The organism is Sphingomonas sorbitolis (genome assembly GCF_036663875.1).
GTDB lineage: Bacteria > Pseudomonadota > Alphaproteobacteria > Sphingomonadales > Sphingomonadaceae > Sphingomonas.
The window spans coordinates 864907-884864 of record NZ_JAXOJS010000001.1 but is presented as its reverse complement, the minus strand read 5'-3'; the positions used below and the strand labels follow the sequence as shown (position 1 = coordinate 884864).

The following is a 19958-nucleotide window of genomic DNA, read 5'->3' as shown; positions in this document are numbered from 1 at the left end:
GTCTTACCCCCCCGTCATCCCAGCGAAAGCTGGGATCTCCCGGTTGGAGCCGATCCGCTCGCCAACCGGGATACCCCAGCTTTCGCTGGGGTGACGGACGGAGGTGGGTGACGGATATCTAGATTGGCTCCAGCGGAACTCTGCTTGGGTTAAGATCAACTCCGATAGTCGGCGTTGATCGAGATATAACCGTGCGTCAGGTCGCAGGTCCAAACTGTGGCGCGGCCTTCGCCCAGAGCCAGATCGACGCCGATTTCGATCTCGTTGCCCTTGAGGTGCGCAGCGACCGGCGCCTCGTCGTAGCCGCTGAGCGCAAGCCCACCTTCGGCAACTTGCGTAGTCCCGAACCGGATCGAGAGCGTGTCGCGATCGGCGGGTTCGCCTGCCTTGCCGACCGCCATGACGACGCGGCCCCAGTTCGCATCCTCTCCGGCAATAGCGGTCTTCACGAGCGGCGAGTTGGCGATGCTCATCGCGATGCGGTGCGCGCTGCGGTCGCTCTCCGCGCCGGTCACCTGGATCTCGATCAACTTCTCCGCGCCCTCGCCGTCGCGGACGACGAGCATCGCGAGTTGGTGGCACAAGTCCGCCAGCGCTGCGCGGAATGCGTCGGCGCCGATGCTGTCATCATCGCTCAGCGGAACATTGCCAGCTTTGCCCGTCGCGAACGCGAGCACCGTGTCGCTGGTCGAGGTGTCGCTGTCGACGGTGATGCACGAGAAGCTCGGCGCGTTGGCCTTCGACAACGCGGCTTGCAGGAACTCGGGCTCGACCGCCGCGTCGGTGAAGATGAACCCGAGCATCGTCGCCATGTCCGGCGCGATCATCCCCGAACCCTTGATGATCCCGACCAGCGAGACAGTGCGGTCGCCGATGACTGCTGTCGTCACCGCGCCCTTGGTGAACGTATCGGTCGTCATGATCGTCGCGGCGGCATCCTCCCAGCTGCACGGCTCGGCAGCAAAGGCGGCGTCGAGGCCCGCTTCGGCCTTGTCGATTGGCAACGGCACGCCGATCACGCCGGTCGAGGACACGAACACGTCCGAAGGCTGGCAGCCTAGATGCGCCGCGGTCCGCGCCGCGATCGCCTCGACTGCCGCACGCCCGCGCGACCCGGTGAAGGCGTTCGAATTGCCGGCATTCACGACCAGCGCCCGAGCCTGCCCGAGTGTCAGCGCCGCACGGCACCACTCCACCTCGGGCGAGGGACACTTGCTCTGCGTCAGCACACCGGCGACCACGGTCCCCGGTTCCAGCGTCACGAACGTCAGGTCGCACCGATTCCAATTCTTGTACGCAGCCCGCGCGACATGCAGTGTGACTCCGTCGATCGAAGGGGCGGCGGGGAAGGGCAAGGCGAGCGGCGAGGTCTGCATTCCGCCTTCATAGTCGCTGCAATCCGGGCGGCAAGATCGCCGATCGCGCTTGACCGTCGACGGTCCGCCGGTGTCCAAGATGGCGCGAGGGGGCTCTACGATGACGGACGCAAACGTAAGCGAACCATATCCCAGCCACTTGGGCGCCCGGTTCGATGGCAGTAGCCCGACCGTGATGGTTGCGGTCCTTGCGCTGATCGCGGCGTGCAGCCTGGCCTTTGCCGCCTGCATCCTGCTCGCCGCCAAGGACGGTTATCGCTCCTGGCGGTCCCCGTACCCGACGATTCTCCCCCGTGATCTTCCCGTTGCCGTAACCCCCGCGCGCCCGGTCGGCAGCTATGCGGAATGGTTCGGTCCCGATGACTATCCCCCGGCTGCAATCCGGGCCGAGCAGGAGGGTGCGGTCCGGGTCGCGTTACTCGTCGGCATCGATGGCCGCGTCGAGGCCTGTGAGATCCTCGCCGGAAGTGGTATCAGGAGGCTTGATCGCGGTACGTGCCGCGCGGCGGTCCGTCACGGTCGCTTCAGGCCGGCGCGCGATGCACGTGGCGCAGCGATCGTCTCGCGCTTCGAGCTTCCCCGCGTTCGATGGGCGCTGCCACGAGACGAACGGTAGATTTATCGCGCCGGCTCGCATACAGCCGGTGCTGCATGAACCTGCTGCTGCTCCTTTCCGCCCTCCTGTCCGCGCTGACCGGCGCGGTGCCGGGCGTGCGTGGCCAGTCGGCACAGGCGGTTGCGCAGGGTAGCGTTTGCTCGCAGTCGGTTGCGGCAGCGCCGGTCAAGGTTGCGATACGACCTGCTGCGGTTCTGGCGTCGCTGGAAGACGTTTGCGTCTCCGCGGCGTTGCGAGTCATCGCCTTGAGCAAGGCTCCGATCTGGGCGGACCGCCGGCGCGAATAGCGTCGGGCTTCTAACCCTTCGGCTTACGGGCCGCCCTATCTCTCCCCGCGTGCGTGCCCTCAGCGTGCAGCCGCGTCATAATCTCAGGAAATTAGCCCATGTTCGGTGGCCTCGCCAAATCCTTGTTCGGTTCGTCCAACGACCGGTACGTCAAGTCGCTCAACCCGATCCTTGCGAAGATCGCCTCGTTCGAACCGTCGCTCCAGGCGATGTCGGACGGGGAGCTCTCCGCGCAGACAATCAAGTTCCGCGCGCGGCTCGCAGAGGGCGAGAAGCTCGACGACCTGCTCCCCGAGGCGTTCGCGACCGTCCGTGAGGCGGCGCACCGCGTGCTCGGCCAGCGCCATTACGACGTGCAGATGGTCGGTGGCATCGTCCTCCACCGCGGCGAGATCGCCGAGATGCGGACCGGCGAGGGCAAGACGCTCGTCGCGACGCTCGCGACCTATCTCAACGCGCTCCCTGGTGACGGCGTCCACGTCGTCACCGTCAACGATTACCTCGCGGCACGCGACGCGGAGTGGATGGGGCAGGTCTACACCTTCCTCGGCATGACGATCGGCGTCATCATCCCCAACCTGTCGGACGAGGAACGCCGCGCCGCCTACGCCGCCGACATCACCTACGGCACCAACAACGAGTTCGGCTTCGATTACCTGCGCGACAACATGAAGTACGAGCGCAGCGCGATGACGCAGCGCGCGTTCAACTTCGCGGTGGTCGACGAGGTCGACTCTGTGCTGATCGACGAGGCCCGCACGCCGCTGATCATCTCCGGCCCGACAGACGACAAGTCCGAGCTGTACATGCAGGTCGACGCGGTCGTGAAGCAGCTCGATCCGATCGACTACGACAAGGACGAGAAGCAGAAGACGATCATCCTCACCGAGGACGGCACCGAGAAGGTCGAGCGGATGCTCGAGGCGGCGGGGCTGCTCGAGGGGCAGAACCTCTACGACTTCGAGAACACGCAGGTCGTGCATCACCTGAACCAGGCGCTGCGTGCGATCGTGATGTTCAAGTCGGACATCGACTACATCGTCAAGGACGGCAAGGTCATCATCATCGACGAGTTCACCGGTCGCATGATGGACGGCCGGCGCTGGTCGGACGGCCTGCACCAGGCGGTCGAGGCGAAGGAGGGCGTCCAGATCGAGCCCGAGAACCAGACGATGGCCTCGATCACGTTCCAGAACTATTTCCGCATGTACCCCAAGATCGGCGGCATGACCGGCACCGCGGCGACCGAGGCGGCCGAGTTCTACGACATCTACAAGATCAACGTCGTCAGCATTCCGACCAATGTCGAGGTCAAGCGCGTCGACGAGGAAGACGAGTTCTACAAGGACACCAAGGACAAGTTCGCGGCGATCGCCAAGAAGATCAAGCATCACGCGGACCTGGGCCAGCCGGTGCTGGTCGGCACGGTGTCGATCGAGAAGTCCGAGATGCTGAGCGAGTTCCTGGTCGGCGAGAACGTCGATCACAAGGTCCTCAACGCGCGCTTCCACGAGATGGAGGCGCACATCGTCGCGCAGGCCGGGCGCAAGTCCGCGGTGACGATCGCGACCAACATGGCGGGCCGCGGCACCGACATCAAACTCGGCGGCAACCTCGAATTCCGCATGCTCGACGAGCATCCCGAACTGGTCGAGGGCACGCCCGAGTATGACGAGGCGGCGAAGCGGATCACGATCGAGATCGAGGCGGAGAAGCAGGCAGTGCTCGCCGCGGGCGGCCTGTTCGTGCTCGGCACCGAGCGGCACGAGAGCCGACGCATCGACAACCAGCTGCGCGGGCGCTCGGGCCGTCAGGGCGATCCGGGCCTTTCGCGCTTCTATCTCAGCCTCGACGACGATCTGCTACGTATCTTCGGGCCGGACACGCTGTTCGCCAAGATGATGCGCAACAATATCGAGGATGGCGAGGCGATCGGCAGCAAGTGGTTGTCGAAGGCGATCGAGACCGCGCAGAAGAAGGTCGAGGCGCGCAACTACGACATCCGCAAGCAGGTCGTCGAGTACGACGACGTGATGAACGAGCAGCGCAAGGTCATCTACGAGCAGCGCGCGGACATCATGGATGCTGATACGGTTGGCGACGTGGTGACCGACATGCGCGCGGAGACGGTCAACGTGATCGTCGGCGATGCGTGCCCGCCGAACTCGTATCCCGAGCAGTGGGATGTCGCGGGGATGAAGACGCGGCTTGCCGAGGTGATGAACCTCGAGCCGCCGATCGACGCATGGCTGCTGGAGGAGTCGGTCGACCCCGAGGTGATCGAGGAGCGTGTCCGCGCGATGGCCGACGAGGCGATCGCACAGAAGTCAGCCGATCTCGATGCGGAGACGTGGACGTCGGTCGAGAAGTCGATCCTGTTGCAGAATCTCGACCATCACTGGAAGGAGCATCTGGCGACGCTCGACGCATTGCGCCAGGTCGTCCACCTGCGCGCGTACGCCCAGAAGACGCCGATCAACGAGTATAAGCAGGAGGCGTTCTCGCTGTTCCAGCGGATGCTCGAAACGATCCGCGAGGACGTGACCAAGACGATCGCGCATGCGCAGTTCCAGATGCAGGCACCGGTCGGATTGCCCGAACTGCCGGACTTCATCACGACGCATTTCGACCCGTTCACGGGCGAGGACAATTCGAACGACTTCGATGCGGGCACGCGCGGCCACATCACCTCGACGATGCCGCCTTTGCAGATCCCTCAGCCGCAGGAAGCCGATATCGGCGAGGATCCGGCGAATTGGGAAGGCGTCGTCAGCCGCAACGCACCATGCCCGTGCGGGTCGGGGCGCAAGTACAAGCAGTGCCACGGCGCCGTTTGATCGATTGATTACGGCTTGCGCGGAAGTTTGGCTGCTCCGCGCAAGCTGTGATCACTCGTTGCGAGGTTAACGAAGATGGTCGGCCGCCGACCGCAATCGGCGTTTGGCGACGATGGGAACATGAACGAAATCTCACGGAACATCAGCGTATTGCCGCGAGTAGTTCCGGTCCTAACCCTGTTCTTCAAGGACCTGAGGCATGCGTTACATTTCCCTGATCGCACTCCCGTTACTGGCCATGACGGCATCGCCAGCCTTGGCCAAAGGTTGTATTCGCGGTGCGGCGGCCGGCGGCGTCGGTGGCCATTTCGTTGGCGAGGGCCACGCGGTGATGGGCGCCGCGGTCGGTTGTGCCGTAGCGCATCATCACTATGCGAAGCAGGCAAGGGCCGAAAAGGCTCGCGCCCGGGCTCATGGCTGAGGTCTGCCAATGACTGGAATGTCCAAGTCGATAGGTAGCATGGCCTAGTCGTTTCGGTTGGGGCACCAGATAACGACGCACTGTCCGGTAACAGGTACGGTGCGTCGTCTGACTTTATGCCTGCCCGTCTTGGCATGCCCGTCTCAGCCGCTGCACGATTGATGCTCTGGGCCGAATCCGTGAGCTTGCCGATGCACACAGCGCGATGACGGCAACGTTAAGCGATCCGTGACTTTAACAGCGCGACGAAACGGTCGAGCCGACACGGCGCCGCACACCCCGGAACAGCAAGCGGTGTCGCGATGACCTCCGGGCGCAGCGCACGGATCGTCGCGAGAGACTGTACGCGGTAGTACAGGCGGACGAACCGTTCGCCCGATCGTGGATCGCGCAACCGTTCGATCACCATCGCACCGCCCGGAGCGACGTCGTTGCGAGCAAAGCCGGGGGCATCGAGAGCAACGTGCAGCGCGGCGGCCAGCGCGGTGACGTTGGTGTCGTGGCCGACCATCACATCGAGACGCGGCGCGCGGGCGGCGGTCAGCGTATCGATGATCCGATGGCCGAGTGGCGAAGCCTGATGCGCCGCCATATAGGGTGACCGCGTGAACACGTCGAACAGCGCGGCATGCAGGGCGCCGAGCCGCGCGATCGTCGCGGGATCGGCGCGTCCCCATCCAACCGCACGACGCGGCATGCCCTCGGCGTCTTCCAGCAGGAGGACCTGCGCGATGCCCGACGCCGCCCGGATCGGCCCGGATAGTTCGATCCCACGGCGATCGGTCGATGCGACCAGCGACGGCGGGTCGACCGGGCTGCATGCGCCATGACTGCATCCCAGCACGGTGTCGAGCAACGCAAGGGCTGGGCGGTGACGCGCGACGAGCGCGGCCATCCCACCGGTGAAGCGGTCGATCGAGGCGATTGCCTGGCTGGGGCTAAAGGCGGTCGCGCCGGCGGCCAGCGGTTCGAAGATCGGATCAGTCCGATCTTCGGCAAGGTGGCCTACGGTCAATCGACAATCGGGCGCTAACCCCTGCGCATACGCCTCTCCACTGGCGATCGTCCGGCTGGCCGTGTTGGTCCAGATCCGAACCGTAGCTGCGGCTGGACACCGCGTGAGCGCGAGCGACGCGAGCCAGCGACGATCATGGCGCGCGAGCAACTCGATTGCGGAAGCGCCGTGCGGTGTCAGCTGGCCTTCGGGAACGGGCCAGTTCGGCCAGGGCTGGGCGGTGCGCGTCGTCACCGGCACTTCGCCCGAGAGCGGCGCGCGGACGCCGTGCCGCATCACCATCACGACGCGTTCGAGGCGCAAGCCGCTGGGAACCGGGTGTGCCTGGGTCATGGTCGGTATGGCCGACAGCAGGGCGAGCGCCGTACAAAAATTGGACAAAGAGGGACGAATAGCACGCATCGAGGAAGTCCTGGTTTGACATGAGACGGCAGCCGCCGATCGCGCTGTACGCGCACCCCTTTTCACTGGCGTGACACCATCCTCGTCTCTTTCAGGGCCGATCCCGATACGGCGAGCCGCACCCGATGACGATCGGATGGGAACATACCCCGGCCGCTGGGCGCATACCGCGATAGCGCTTTCCAACACGCGCCCAACCACCTAAACGACAGACATCCCCGGGGGGCCGCTGATGCGCGGCTGAGAGGTGGGCTGCAGCCCATGACCCGCTGAACCTGATCCGGCTTATACCGGCGTAGGGAGGGTCTGCGGCTGGCCCGTCGTCCCTCCGATTGGAGTGGACGTGACGTTTTTCAGTGCTGGTTTTGTTGTGACTTCCGCCGGGCGAGAGTGCCGGCTTTTTGGGCGGGTCGCGTTGACCCTGTCGGTAACCCTCGCGGCATCGTCGGCCGGGGCGCAAGTCGCACCCGATCCAGTCGAACCCGCCGAGATTCGCGTCGTCGGCAAACAGGATCCTGCCGGTCTGCTCCCCGACCAGAGCGTGCCGCGCGCGCAGAGCGCGATCTCCGCCGACTTCATCGTCAAGCAGGCGCCGACGCTCAACGCGTTCCAGCTTGTCACGCTGCTGCCCGGCGCGAACGTCGCGTCGAGCGATCCGTATGGCTTGTCGACGAGTTCGAGCCTGACGCTGCGTGGTCTCGGCCAGGACGAGATCGGCGTGCTGATGGAAGGCGCGCCGCAGAACGACATCGGCTATTATTATGCCTATCCGTCGCAGTTTGCGGACCCCGAGAATTTGAGGCGCATCTCGCTCGCGCAAGGGTCGGTCGATATCGATTCCCCGACGCTTGGCGGGGCCGGCGGGCTATTGTCGCTCGCGCTCGACGATCCGAAAGCGCGTCCCGGTGCGCTCGTCGACCTGTCGCTCGGCAGCTACGCGGCGCGGCGGGGGTTCTTCCGTGTCGATAGCGGTACGATCGGCAATACCGGGCTGAAGGCGTTCCTGTCCTATTCGAACACGCGCGCGGACAATTGGCGGGGTGCCGGCTATGACACGCGCCAGCATATCGACGCGAAAATCCTGAACGAATGGGGTGCCGGCAACCGTGCCAGCCTCGCGCTGTCGTATAATGACGCGAACTCGTCGAGCTATCCGAGCCCGACGCTGGCCGAGTGGAACGCGCAGGGCCGCAGCTTCAACTACGACAAGCGCTACACGGCGGGAAACACCAACTATTGGCGCCTGTACCGCGCGCCGTTCCGCAACCTCTACGCCTCCGCGCCGGTGCACCTCGTCCTGAACGATCAGCTTGCGCTAGACACCACCACCTATCTCCAGTTCGGCTACGGCAACTCGCCCTACGGCACGCAGCTGACGACCGAAGGCAACTTCCTCGGCACCGAGCAACTGGCGCAGCCGATCGCGCTGCCCGGCGCGGTCGACGGCGTCGCGACCGTGCTCGGCAATTATACCGGCGACCAGATGCGGACCGGCAATGTGAGCAAGCTGACCTTCAAGACCGGCGCGCATACGCTCACGGCGGGGCTCTGGTTCGACTACGGCACCGATCGCGTCACGCAGTCGTACACCTCGATCGATGCCGATGGGCAGCCGCTCGACCGCTGGGGCTATCGCGCCAAGGCGATCCGCACCGCCGACGGCCGCCTGCTCGCCTATGAGAACCAGCGCACCGTCACCGTGACGAAGGGCTTCTTCCTCGCCGACAGCATCGCGATCACCCCGCGGCTGACGATCGACGCCGGGTTCAAGGGCGTGAACGTGCTGCGCAATGGCCGCACCTACCTCCCCGGACCGCAGGACACGGTGCGCAACGACAGCTTCGCCGCATTGCCGCGCGCCGCGATCCACTACCGGATCGACGATCGCCAACAGATGTTCGCCAACATCACCACCAACTTCCGCACGCCCAACGAGTTCACGCTCTACAACAGCTATTACGGTGGCGAAGTCGTCGTGCAGGGCACCAACGCGCTGAAGAACGAATATTCGGTCTCGCAGGAAATCGGCTATCGCTTCATCGGCGAACAGCTCTCCGCCTCGGTGACCGGCTTCCACTACAAGTTCCGCAACCGTCAACTCGCCACCGTGATCGACCAGGGCGGTGCACAGGTGAATGCGACGCTCAACGCCGGCGGCCAGACCTCGTACGGGGTGGATGCAGAGATCGACTACCGCCCGGTCGCAGGCGTCAGCCTCTACCTTTCGGGCGAATATTTGCGTGCGCGGATCGACGACGATCTGCCGGTCGGGGCGGACTTCCTGCCGACCAGGGGCAAGCATGCGGTGTCGAGCCCGACCGTCCAGTTCGGCGCCGGCGGGATCTACGACGACGGCCGGTTCTTCGGCAGCGTCGCGTCGAAATATATCGGCCGGCAATATGCGAGCTTCATGAACGACGAACGCATCAAGGGCTATGCGACGCTCGACCTGTCGGTCGGCATGCACCTGGCCGACTGGCTCGACGGCAAGCGCACCGACCTGCGCGTCAACGCGATCAACGTCACCGATCCGCACGTCCTCGCCGGCGTCCAGTCGGTCAGCACCAACGCGCAGGACACGATCGGCCGCAACGGCACGGTCATCGCCGGTTCGCCGCCCGCTTATTATGTCGGCAGCGGCGCGGCGGTCATGGCGACGATCTCGCGGGCGTTCTGAGATGGCGACGCAGCCTGCGCATCTGGTCCACGGCATGGGCACCGCGATGGAGCCGCCGACCTGGCCCGCGATCACTGCCGACGAGGCCGAGGCGGCGATCATTCGCTTTCCGGCAGCGGGGCGGATGACGGGGCTGCACTGGCATTCTCCCCGGCCGTTTTCCGCCGCGACCTTGGTACACACGACGCAGGGTGCGTTCCTGTTGAAGCGCCATCACCACAGCGTTCGCACGGTCGAGGGGCTTGCCGAGGAACACGCGTTCATCGCGCACCTCGCAGGCGCAGGCGTATCGGTGCCCAAGGTGATGGCGACCGCGGACGGTGCGACGGCGGTGGCGAGCGGCGCCTGGTCGTACGAACTGCACCACGCGGCGCCGGGTGTGGACCTGTACCGCGACAGCCTGTCCTGGACGCCGTTCGCCTCGCACGCGCATGCCCATGCGGCAGGGGTGGCGCTCGCGACGCTGCACGAGGCGGCGCGCGGTTTCGCTGCCCCGGCGCGCCGCCGTCAGCCGTTGGTTGCAAGCTTTACGATCCTGCCCGCCGCCGATCCGATCGCCGCGGCCGAAGCCTATGTTGCTGCTCGCCCCGCTCTGGCCGCGTTCTTGAACGTCAAGCCTTGGCGATGCGAACTCGGGCAGCTCTTTGAAAGCTTGGGGCAGGGGCTCGCGCCGTTGCTTGCCGACCAAATGCCGTTGTGGACGCATAACGACTGGCACCCGTCCAACCTGCTGTGGGCGAGCGATGGCGGTGTCGAAACCGTATTCGACTTCGGACTCGCCGATCGCACCTGCGCGGTCCACGACATCGCCACTGCGATCGAGCGCACCGCGGTTCGCTGGCTCGAGCTGGGGCAGGGGACGGACGACATCGGCGATCCGGCGGCAGCACTCGCGTTGCTCGCCGGCTATGCCACGATCGCGCCGCTTGGCCGCGCAGACGTCGCGGCGATCGTCCGCCTGTTGCCACTCGTGCATCTTGAGTTCGCGCTGTCGGAAACCGAGTATTTCGCCGCGGTCGTCGAAGACCCCGCGTCCGCGGCAATGGCCTGGGACGAGTATCTCATCGGTCACGCCGCGTGGTTCCAGTCCGCTCCGGGCCGGGACTTGCTCCGCGCGATCGAAGCCGGAGCGCTTCCTCGATGACCGCGTTCGAGATCGTCGCGGTCGCGGTCAGTGCCGCGGGTATCTGGCTGACCGCCACTCGCCGGATGCTGTGCTGGCCGGTCAACCTCATCGCCTGCGCGCTGTATTTCAAGCTGTTCCTCGACGTCCGGCTCTACGCCGACATGGTTCTGCAAGCGCTGTTCGGGCTCGCTATCCTGTACGGCTGGGTCGCCTGGAGCCGCGGAAAGGACGCTGCTGGTGATGTCGTCGTGGCGCCGCTCCGACCCGCACAGGCATTCGCCGGTCTCGTTGCGGGAGCGGTGGGCGCTGTCGCGATCGGGTGGTTCACGAGCCGCTATACCAACGCCGCGCTGCCGTGGATGGACGCCGCGCTCAGCAGCTTCAGCCTGGTCGCGCAATATTGGTCCGCGCGCCGCCACGCCGCGAGCTGGCTGCTCTGGATCGGCGTGGACGGTTTGTACGTCGGAATGTTTCTCGTCAAAGGGCTGGTGCCGACTGCAGGGCTGTATGCAGCGATGATCGTGCTTGCCGTCATCGGGTACAGGCAATGGCGACGGGCCGAAACCATAGGGCCGGCTGCCGCTTGATGGCCCCCACTTGATAGCGGTTGCCGCCGAGGTTGCCTGACGACCTCGTGCATGCTCTACCTACTCCGACAAATAGGATAGTCTGGAGAGGATGTCGCGATGATCGACCCATGTCACGCTGGGTATGCGCGTCGCCACGTCCTGACCGGCGTCGGCAAGGCGGCGTTGGTAGCGGGATTGTCGGCAGGCCAAGTGTCCGTGCTGGACGCTGCCAGGCCGTCCTCGTTGGCGACCACGCTCCCGTTGCCAATGGCGCGGCTCGTGCCGTTCGACATGGCTGACGTGACGCTCGGCGATGGTCCATTCCTACATGCACAGCACAAGACGTTGGCCTATCTGCTGACGCTCCAGCCCGACCGCATGCTCCACAATTTCCGCGTGAATGCGGGGCTGCCGCCCAAGGCCCCGGTCTATGGCGGGTGGGAGTCGGATCCAATTTGGGCGGATATCAATTGTCATGGCCATACGCTCGGTCATTATCTGTCGGCGTGTGCGCTGGCCTATCGATCGACCGGGGACGCGCGGTTCAAGACGAGGATCGACCATATCGCGCGCGAACTTGGCGCGTGTCAGGTGGCATCGGGCACAGGGCTGGTCTGTGCCTTTCCCGACGGTCCCGCCGTGGTGGCAGCGCATTTGCGCGGCGAGGCGATTACCGGTGTGCCTTGGTACGCTCTGCATAAGGTCTATGCGGGGCTGCGTGACGCAGCGTGTCTGGCCGACAGCGACACCGCACGTACCGTCCTGGTGCGGCTCGCCGACTGGGCCGTGGTCGCGAGCCGGCCATTGAGCCCGGCGCAGTTCGAGACGATGCTCGACACCGAGCATGGTGGCATGAACGAAGTGTTCGCCGACCTTTACGCGATGACCGGCACGCCCGACTATCTCCTGATGGCGGAGCGGTTTTCGCATAAGGCGATCCTCACGCCATTAAGCCAGCACCGCGATCATCTCGACGGACTGCACGCCAACACGCAGGTCCCCAAGGTCATCGGCTTTCACCGCGTTTGGGAGATCACGGGCAAGCCCGAATATCGCGACGCCGCGGCGTTTTTCTGGAAGACGGTAGCGCTGACCCGGTCGTTTGCTACAGGTGGGCACGGCGACAACGAGCATTTCTTTCCGGTGGCGGATTTCGCCAAACACGTGTTTTCCGCAAAGGGATCGGAGACGTGCTGCCAGCATAATATGCTGAAACTGACGCGTGCGCTGTTCCTGCAAGATCCGCAGGCGGGCTACGCCGATTACTATGAGCGCACGCTCTATAACGGCATCCTTGCGTCGCAGGATCCGGATAGCGGCATGGCGACGTATTTCCAGGGTGCGCGGCCCGGTTACATGAAGTTGTATCACGCGCCCGAAACCGCATTCTGGTGCTGCACCGGCACGGGAATGGAGAACCACGTCAAATATCGCGACTCGATCTATTTCCACGACGATCGCGCGCTGTACGTGAATTTGTTCGTGCCGTCGGCGGTCCGGTGGAGAGATCGGGACGCGGTGCTGACGCAGACGACCGCGTTCCCGGAGTCTCCGACGACGATCCTCCGCTGGACGGTAAAACGCCCGACCGAGGTCGCGCTCAAGCTACGTCATCCAGGCTGGAGCCGCGCGGCGGTCGTCCTGGTCAATGGCGTCGAGGCGCTGCGCTCCACCATCCCCGGTCGCTACCTCGAGATCGTCCGCGTCTGGCGGAACGACGACACGGTGGAACTGCGTCTGGACATGCATCCGGTCGCCGAGCGCTCGCCGGCCGCCCCGGATATCGTCGCATTCACCGTCGGTCCGCTGGTACTGGCCGGTGCGTTCGGGCGAGACGGGCTTGCGCCGGGCGCGGACATCATCGTCAACGAGCGTAAATATGGCGATTACAATGCAGCGCCGTTCACGCCACCGACGCTCGCCGGCGATCCCGCGACGCTGGCGAACGCGATCCGCGCTAGCCATCGTCCACTCGAGTTCACGATCCCCTCCGCCGACGGCCAACCGGTTCGCCTGATCCCGTATCACCGCATCGCCCACGAGCGCTACGCAACCTATTGGCAAGTCCAGCCGGCGCCGGCCTGACCCGAGGCCAGATCCACAGTTTTCGACAGCGGTTGAACCGATGCCGGCACGGCGCGTAACAAGATTACCGTACGTAACGTTACTGTCGCGAAACGTTCGCTTAAATGACGCAGACGATACCTAGTGGCGCCGGGGGTGGCAGCGTCGCCACGGGGAAAAATCAACGATGCATATGGTCAAAGGTCTGTTGCTGGCCTCGGTTCCGCTTATCCTGACGCCCGGTGTTGCCACCGCGCAGGCACAAGAGCGCGTGGACGCGGCCTCACAAACATCCCCCTCGACGGATGCAACGACCCAAGAGAATGGCGAGATCGTCGTCACCGGCAGCTACGCACGCAGCCTGCGCGCCGCGACCGAGACGAAGCGTCGTGCCGATTACGGCGTCGACTCGATCAATTCGACCGACATCGGCAAGTTCCCGGCGCAGAACGTCGCGGAGGCGCTGCAGGTGATCCCCGGCGTAACGATCACCCGTCCGCGCGGCGAGGGTCTGTACGTCAGCGTCCGCGGGCTTGGGCCGCAGTTCCAGAGCACGTTGCTCAACGGCAGCACGGTCGCGCTGAACGACCTGATCGAGAATGGCGGCGCGAACGGCCGCCAGTTCCGCTTCGAGATGCTGCCCGCCGAATTCACCTCGAGCATCGACGTCGTCAAGACGCCGACCGCGAACATGACCGAGGGTGCGCTGGGCGGGAACATCGACGTCAAGACGTTCCACCCGCTCGACGTCGGCAACAAGACCACGGTCAATCTGCGCGGCACCTATACGAGCCAGACCGACAAGGTGAAGCCGAACGCGACGGTCATCACCAGCGCGACCAACGCCAGCGGCACGTTCGGCATCCTGGCGGGCGCGCAATATTGGCAAAAGGCGGTGCGCAACGATCGCTTCCTGAACTTCGGCTGGAATCTGGACAAGTTCACCGCGCCTGCGTCGGGGGGGCTCGCGACCGGACTCTACACGCCGACGCGCACGCGCCCAACGATCGAGACCGAGGATCGAAAGCGGATTTCGGGCATGGTCTCCGCGCAGTGGAAGCCGAGTGCCGAGTTCGAAACGACGCTCGATATCCTCGCGACCCGGCTTGACGTCGCCTATGACGAATTCGGCCTCGACATCTATCCGGACGACGCGAGCGTCGCGGGGCATCGCCCGGTGATCGTCCCCGGCAGCGTCAAGCTCGACGGCGATACGGTGGTCGGCGCGACGATCAACGACGTGCGGTTCATGGCATCGCGCGAATACAGCCTCAATCGCCACGACCTGCTCAACATCGGCCTGCGACAGACCTGGGATTCGGATGCCTGGCACGCATCGGGTGCGGTGAACTGGTCGAGTGCGCACAGCTATCACCCGAACTATAACGAAGGCACGGTACGCAGCCGCGCGATCTTCTTCGCGCCGCTGACCTATGATGCGTCCGCCGGGTACAAGACGATCCCGACTTTCACGACCACGACCGATGCGACCAACCCGGCCAATTACCAGCTCTACCAGTTCAACATTGCGCCCAAGGACAGCAAGGACTGGGATTTCTACACCCGCGCCGATCTGTCGCATGATTTCGACGGGTTCATCACGAAGCTCGCGGCGGGTGGCGAGTATCACTGGCGCAAGCGCGATTATTTCCGCCGCGATTTCAACGTCAATCCGGCCGCCAACACGCCGCTGTCCAGCCTCGGTACGGGCGCCTACGAGCAATTGCCGTACGACGATTTCCTGAAGGGCGTCTCGGGCAACACGCTGCGTACATTCCTGGTGCCCGTCACGCAGGCCTATCTCGACGCTTTCTTCACCCCCGCGGTGCAGAATTCGCCGCTGACCGCGGGCGATCTACGCTCGTCATTCGTCGTGAAGGAGAAGATCTGGGGTGCGTATGCGCGGGCCGATTACGGCTTCGACGTCGGTGCGGTGCCGGTCACCGGCAATCTCGGCGTGCGCTATGTCCACACCGATCAGATCGCGAGCGGCACGCTGACGACGGGCAATGTCGCGACGCCGGCGAGCTTTCCCAAGACGTTCAACAACTGGCTACCGAGCTTCAACCTCCGCGCCGAACTGACGCATGACCTGGTCGGGCGTCTTGCCGCGAGCCGCGTGCTGACCCGCCCGAACGTCACCGACAGCGCACCGCGGATCACCGTGTCGACCGATGCGCCGACCGCGAGCGGCGGCAACCCGCAACTCGTACCGTTCCTCGCGACGCAGTTCGACGGTTCGCTCGAATGGTATTTCAACCGCGCAGGGTCGCTGACGGGCGCAGTGTTCTACAAGGCGATGGACGATTACATCACGCAGCAGAACGTCAACATAGACATCCCCGGTCGCGGCACCGTGCTGTTATCGACGCAGGTCAACGGCGGCGATGCGAAGGTGTACGGCGTCGAGGCGGCGTACAATCAGGTGTTTACGTTCCTGCCGGCGCCGTTCGACGGGCTAGGCGTGCAGGCGTCCTATACGCACACCTCGGTCAAGGCGAGCTACACCGCCGGCGCGCGGCCGATCCGCGACGAGCTGATCGGGCTGTCGAAGAACAGCGCCAACATCACCGGCTTCTACGAAAAGGGACCGATCTCGACGCGGCTGTCGTACGTATGGCGCGACCGGTATCTGTCGGGTACCGGCAGCACGACGCAGGCGCCGGTCTACACCGCGCCGTTCGGATCGCTCGACGGCAATATCTCGGTCAAAGCGAGCGACCGGGTGACGTTCAGCCTGGAAGGCATCAACCTGTCGGGCGCGCATCTCTATACGTATAACGACGACGAGAACCGCTTCGGCGAGATCAACTATTGGGGGCGGACCGTATTGTTCGGCGTGCGGGCAGAATTCTGATGCGGACCCTCGTACTCGCGGTGCTGTCGGTCGGTCTGTCGATCAGTGGCTCGACCCAGGCCGCCAAGCCCGCCGGTCCATCGGGGCAGGGGCCGGCGCGGATGAACGATATCCAGGTCGTCGGCTCGCACAACAGCTTCAAGGCCAAGATCCCCGATGCGGTGATGGCCGAGCTGCGGCGGCGGGATCCGAAGACTGCGGCGGCGCTCGATTATTATCATCTGCCGCTGGCCGCACAGCTCGATCGCGGCGTGCGGCAGCTGGAGATCGACATCTTCGCGGATCCGCAAGGCGGTCGCTATGCCGATCCGAAGGGCGAGCGGCTCGCACGGGCGGCGGGGGAAAAGACCGCGTTCGATCGCGCGGCCATGCTGCGCCCGGGGTACAAGGTGTTCCACGTTCCCGACATCGACTATATCTCGACCTGCGTGACGTTGCAGCGTTGCCTCGGCGAAGTGAATGCCTGGTCGCGCGCGCACCCGCGCCATCTGCCGATCATGATCACGATCAACGCCGCCGATACGCAAGCGTCGCCGCAGGTCGCGGCACCGCTGCCACTTGATGATGCCGCGCTGCTCGACTCGCTCGATCGTGAAATCCGGCGGGCGATACCGGGGCGGCGGCTGATCGTGCCGGACGAGGTACGGGGCAATGCTGCGACGCTGGCGGCGGCCGTGCACGGCAAGGGCTGGCTCACGCTGGAGGCTGCGCGTGGGCGGATCTACGTCCTGCTCGACGTCCGTCCGGCGGTCTCGAACGCGTATCGCACGGGGCATCCATCGCTGCGGGGGCGGGCGATGTTCGGCTGGTATCCCGACGGTGAACCCGAAAGCGCGATCCAGATCGTCCAGGATCCGCTGGTCGACGGCGCCCGCATCCGCGACTGGGTGAAGGCCGGCGTGATCGTCCGGACGCGGACCGACGCCAACACCGTCGAAGCGCGCACGCACGACATGACCAAGGCAAAGGCGGCGGCGGACAGCGGTGCGCAGGCGGTCAGTACCGACTATTATCCAGGCGCTCCCGACCCGCAGGGGTTCGGTTTCGCGGTGACACTGCCCGGTGGAGCGATGGCACGGTGCAATCCGGTGCTCGTCGCGGCGCCGTGCACGGTTGCGCCTTGAGGACCGCCGCTGCCGCGCTCTCGCCACCCTTTCGATGACCGTCTAAACGTCGGCTATCATGGAGGATAGACGCGTGACGGTCGAACTATACGGAATTCCGAACTGCGACACGATGAAGAAGGCGCGGACCTGGCTCGACGCGCGCGGTGTCGCGTACGCCTTTCACGACTACAAGAAAGAGGGCGTCGCGGAGGACCGGCTAAGGCGTTGGATTGGTATCGCGGGCTGGGAGGTGGTGCTCAACCGCAGCGGCACGACGTTCCGCAAGCTGCCCGAATCCGAGCGCACAGATCTGGACGCAGATCGTGCGGTCGCGCTGATGCTCGCGCAGCCTTCGATGATCAAGCGCCCCGTGCTCGAAGCGGGGGAGACGCTGCTGGTAGGGTTCACGCCCGAGCGGTATGACGCGGCGGGGCTGGGTCACGCTTGAAGGAGTTTATAATGCCTGTTGCAACCTGGAATGGCCACGAGATTGCCCGGTCGGACGATACGGTCGTGGTCGAGGGCAATCATTATTTTCCCGCGGACAGCATCGACGCGGCGCTGCTGGAGGATAGCGCAACGCACTCGAACTGCCCGTGGAAGGGCGTCGCGAGCTACAAGACGCTGGTCGTCGACGGAAAACGCAACGTCGATGCGGTCTGGTATTATCCGACCCCGAAATCGGCCGCGGCGGAGATCGAGGGCCGCTACGCGTTCTGGAAGGGCGTGACGGTCGCCTGAGGCGCAATAGGACCGACGATCCTCCCCCTTGCGAGGGGATGATCGTCGGGTCCAATCAGATCGCGCCGGAGAACGTATCGCACTGCGCTGGGTCGCCGCTGTCCAGCCCGCGCTTCAACCACGTCTGGCGCTGTGCCGACGTTCCGTGCGTGAAGCTGTCGGGCACCACGCGGCCTTGCGATTGCTTCTGCAGCGTATCGTCGCCGATCGCCTGCGCCGCGGTCATGCCTTCCTCGATATCGCCTGCCTCGAGCCGCGACCGGTTCGCCGCCGCCCAGACGCCCGCATAGCAATCCGCCTGGAGTTCGAGCTTCACCGACAGCGCATTGCCTTCGGTTTCGCTGGCCTGACGCTGCGCCTGCTGGACCTGCGCATTGGTGCCGAGGAGCTTCTGGATGTGATGGCCGAACTCGTGCGCGATCACATAGTCCTGCGCGAAGTCGCCATTCGCCTTGAAGCGAGTCGAGAGCTCGTTGAAGAAGCTCGTGTCGAGATAGATGCCCTGGTCGGTCGGGCAATAAAACGGCCCCATCGCCGATTGTGCCGCACCGCAGCCCGAACGGCCGTTGCCGTCGAAGAAGACGAGCTTGGGGGCTTCAAAACGCTGGCCGTTCTTCTGGAAGATCGCTTCCCAGGTGTTGTCCGCCGAACTGAACGCGTTGCACGCGGCCTTGCTCTCGGGCGTCAGGTTGCAACTCGATGTCGTGTCCGTGCCCGCACGGGGCGGTCCGCTCTGGGTGGTCGGGGCGGAGGACTGGCCGCCACCAAGCAGGCCGCCGAGACCGCCCATGCCACCGAACACGGCCATCAGGATCAGCACGACGACGATCCCGCCACAGCCGAAGCGGCTGCCGATCATCGGCAGCAGGCCCATCAGCAGCCCGCCACCGCCGCCGCCAAAGCCGCCGCCTCCGCCGCCCGACCCACGTTGGTCCTCGACGTTGATGTTCGGATCGTAATCGTCGAGCCGCATGAATATGCCCCTTTTCGTTTCTGCTTGGGAACGAAATGCGCAAGGTGGCGCTAGAGTTGCACGGCGGTCGAATCCGCTGCGCAAAGCGATTGGGGAGTGTGCATGTTCCTAAAGGGCAAGACCGCGGTCATCACCGGATCCACCTCGGGGATCGGGCTCGCTTATGCCAAGGCGTTTGCCGCCGAGGGCGCAGCAGTGGTGCTCAACGGCTTCGGCGATGCGGACGCGATCGAGCGGGAGCGCGCGGCGTTGGCGGAGATCAGCGGTGCGCTCGCGCTGTACGATCCGGCTGACATGACCAAGCCCGACGAGATCGCGGCGATGGTCGAGCGGTCAGCGACCGAGACCGGCAGCGTCGACATTGTCGTCAACAACGCGGGCATCCAGCATGTCGCCGGGATCGCCGACTTTCCGATCGACAAGTTCGACGCGATCATCGCGATCAACCTGTCCTCGGCATGGCACATGATGCGCGCCGCGGTGCCGCACATGCGCGCGAAGGGCTGGGGCCGGATCATCTCGACCGCGTCGGCGCATTCGCTCGTCGCGAGCCCCAACAAGTCCGCCTATGTCATGGCCAAGCATGCGATCGCCGGCCTCACCAAGACGATCGCGCTGGAGACGGCGACCGACGGCATCACCGTCAACTGCATTTCGCCGGGCTATGTCTGGACCCCGCTGGTCGAGAACCAGATCCCCGATACGATGGCGGCGCGGGGGCTGACGCGCGATCAGGTGATGAACGACGTCCTGCTCGCCGCGCAGCCGACCAAGGAATTCGTCACGCCCGAACAGGTGGCGGCGTTCGCGCTGTTCCTCTGCCGCGACGAAGCCAAGGCGATCACCGGCGCAAACCTGTCGATGGATGGTGGCTGGACCGCGGCCTGAGCG

General features: G+C 65.0%; 16 protein-coding genes and 1 riboswitch. Of the genes, 13 read left to right on the top strand and 3 right to left on the bottom strand.

Annotation, left to right across the window (positions count from 1 at the left end):
- Window positions 1-155: 155 nt before the first annotated feature.
- Window positions 156-1376 (bottom strand): bifunctional glutamate N-acetyltransferase/amino-acid acetyltransferase ArgJ, encoded by a 1221-nt coding sequence (gene argJ / locus U1763_RS03635; protein ID WP_332754157.1) that lies wholly within the window; start codon window positions 1374-1376, stop codon window positions 156-158.
- A gap of 139 nt (window positions 1377-1515) precedes the next feature.
- Here argJ and U1763_RS03630 point away from each other — a divergent pair, with 139 nt between their 5' ends.
- From U1763_RS03630 to U1763_RS03615, 4 genes are all read left to right on the top strand, one after another.
- A complete protein-coding gene (locus U1763_RS03630; RefSeq protein ID WP_332754156.1) occupies window positions 1516-1992 on the top strand; it encodes an energy transducer TonB in 477 nt (158 codons plus the stop codon).
- A 35-nt stretch (window positions 1993-2027) separates the two neighbouring features.
- Window positions 2028-2279 carry a hypothetical protein gene (locus tag U1763_RS03625; protein ID WP_132896718.1) on the top strand — a complete coding sequence of 84 codons (252 nt, stop codon included), beginning with the start codon at window positions 2028-2030 and terminating at the stop codon, window positions 2277-2279.
- Window positions 2280-2377: 98 nt separating this feature from the next.
- Entirely contained in the window at window positions 2378-5116 is a 2739-nt protein-coding gene (gene secA / locus U1763_RS03620) for a preprotein translocase subunit SecA (protein ID WP_332754155.1), read from the top strand.
- A gap of 199 nt (window positions 5117-5315) precedes the next feature.
- Window positions 5316-5537 (top strand): hypothetical protein, encoded by a 222-nt coding sequence (locus tag U1763_RS03615; protein ID WP_132739797.1) that lies wholly within the window; start codon window positions 5316-5318, stop codon window positions 5535-5537.
- 217 nt (window positions 5538-5754) lie between these two features.
- Here the strand turns inward: U1763_RS03615 and U1763_RS03610 are convergent, their stop codons facing one another.
- Window positions 5755-6885, bottom strand: coding sequence for a histidine-type phosphatase (locus U1763_RS03610; RefSeq protein ID WP_332754154.1), 1131 nt, complete (start codon window positions 6883-6885; stop codon window positions 5755-5757).
- Window positions 6886-7163: 278 nt separating this feature from the next.
- A riboswitch (TPP riboswitch) is annotated at window positions 7164-7273 on the top strand.
- 96 nt (window positions 7274-7369) lie between these two features.
- On the opposite strand from U1763_RS03610, the gene U1763_RS03605 reads away from it, so the two are divergent.
- From U1763_RS03605 to U1763_RS03570, 8 genes are all read left to right on the top strand, one after another.
- Complete coding sequence (locus tag U1763_RS03605; RefSeq protein ID WP_443026871.1) at window positions 7370-9631, top strand: TonB-dependent receptor; 2262 nt, start codon at window positions 7370-7372, stop codon at window positions 9629-9631.
- A 1-nt stretch (window position 9632) separates the two neighbouring features.
- The gene (locus tag U1763_RS03600) at window positions 9633-10775 is read left to right on the top strand and encodes a phosphotransferase enzyme family protein (RefSeq protein ID WP_332754153.1); all 1143 of its coding nucleotides are present in this window, start codon (window positions 9633-9635) and stop codon (window positions 10773-10775) included.
- Entirely contained in the window at window positions 10772-11344 is a 573-nt protein-coding gene (pnuC, locus tag U1763_RS03595; RefSeq protein ID WP_332754152.1) for a nicotinamide riboside transporter PnuC, read from the top strand. Before U1763_RS03600 ends, pnuC begins: the two co-directional genes overlap by 4 nt.
- Window positions 11345-11443: 99 nt before the next feature.
- The gene (locus U1763_RS03590; RefSeq protein WP_332754151.1) at window positions 11444-13411 is read left to right on the top strand and encodes a glycoside hydrolase family 127 protein; all 1968 of its coding nucleotides are present in this window, start codon (window positions 11444-11446) and stop codon (window positions 13409-13411) included.
- A gap of 166 nt (window positions 13412-13577) precedes the next feature.
- A complete protein-coding gene (locus U1763_RS03585) occupies window positions 13578-16247 on the top strand; it encodes a TonB-dependent receptor (protein ID WP_277982755.1) in 2670 nt (889 codons plus the stop codon).
- Entirely contained in the window at window positions 16247-17371 is a 1125-nt protein-coding gene (locus U1763_RS03580) for a Ca2+-dependent phosphoinositide-specific phospholipase C (RefSeq protein ID WP_332754150.1), read from the top strand. The genes U1763_RS03585 and U1763_RS03580 overlap by 1 nt, the downstream gene beginning before the upstream one ends.
- 73 nt (window positions 17372-17444) lie before the next feature.
- Entirely contained in the window at window positions 17445-17801 is a 357-nt protein-coding gene (locus U1763_RS03575; protein ID WP_132896709.1) for an ArsC family reductase, read from the top strand.
- A gap of 11 nt (window positions 17802-17812) precedes the next feature.
- Complete coding sequence (locus tag U1763_RS03570) at window positions 17813-18094, top strand: DUF427 domain-containing protein (protein ID WP_056418405.1); 282 nt, start codon at window positions 17813-17815, stop codon at window positions 18092-18094.
- 55 nt (window positions 18095-18149) lie between these two features.
- Here U1763_RS03570 and ypfJ read toward each other — a convergent pair whose 3' ends face one another.
- Entirely contained in the window at window positions 18150-19067 is a 918-nt protein-coding gene (gene ypfJ / locus U1763_RS03565; RefSeq protein ID WP_132739772.1) for a KPN_02809 family neutral zinc metallopeptidase, read from the bottom strand.
- Window positions 19068-19169: 102 nt separating this feature from the next.
- On the opposite strand from ypfJ, the gene U1763_RS03560 reads away from it, so the two are divergent.
- Window positions 19170-19955 carry a 3-hydroxybutyrate dehydrogenase gene (locus U1763_RS03560; RefSeq protein ID WP_332754149.1) on the top strand — a complete coding sequence of 262 codons (786 nt, stop codon included), beginning with the start codon at window positions 19170-19172 and terminating at the stop codon, window positions 19953-19955.
- The last annotated feature ends 3 nt before the right edge of the window (window positions 19956-19958 follow it).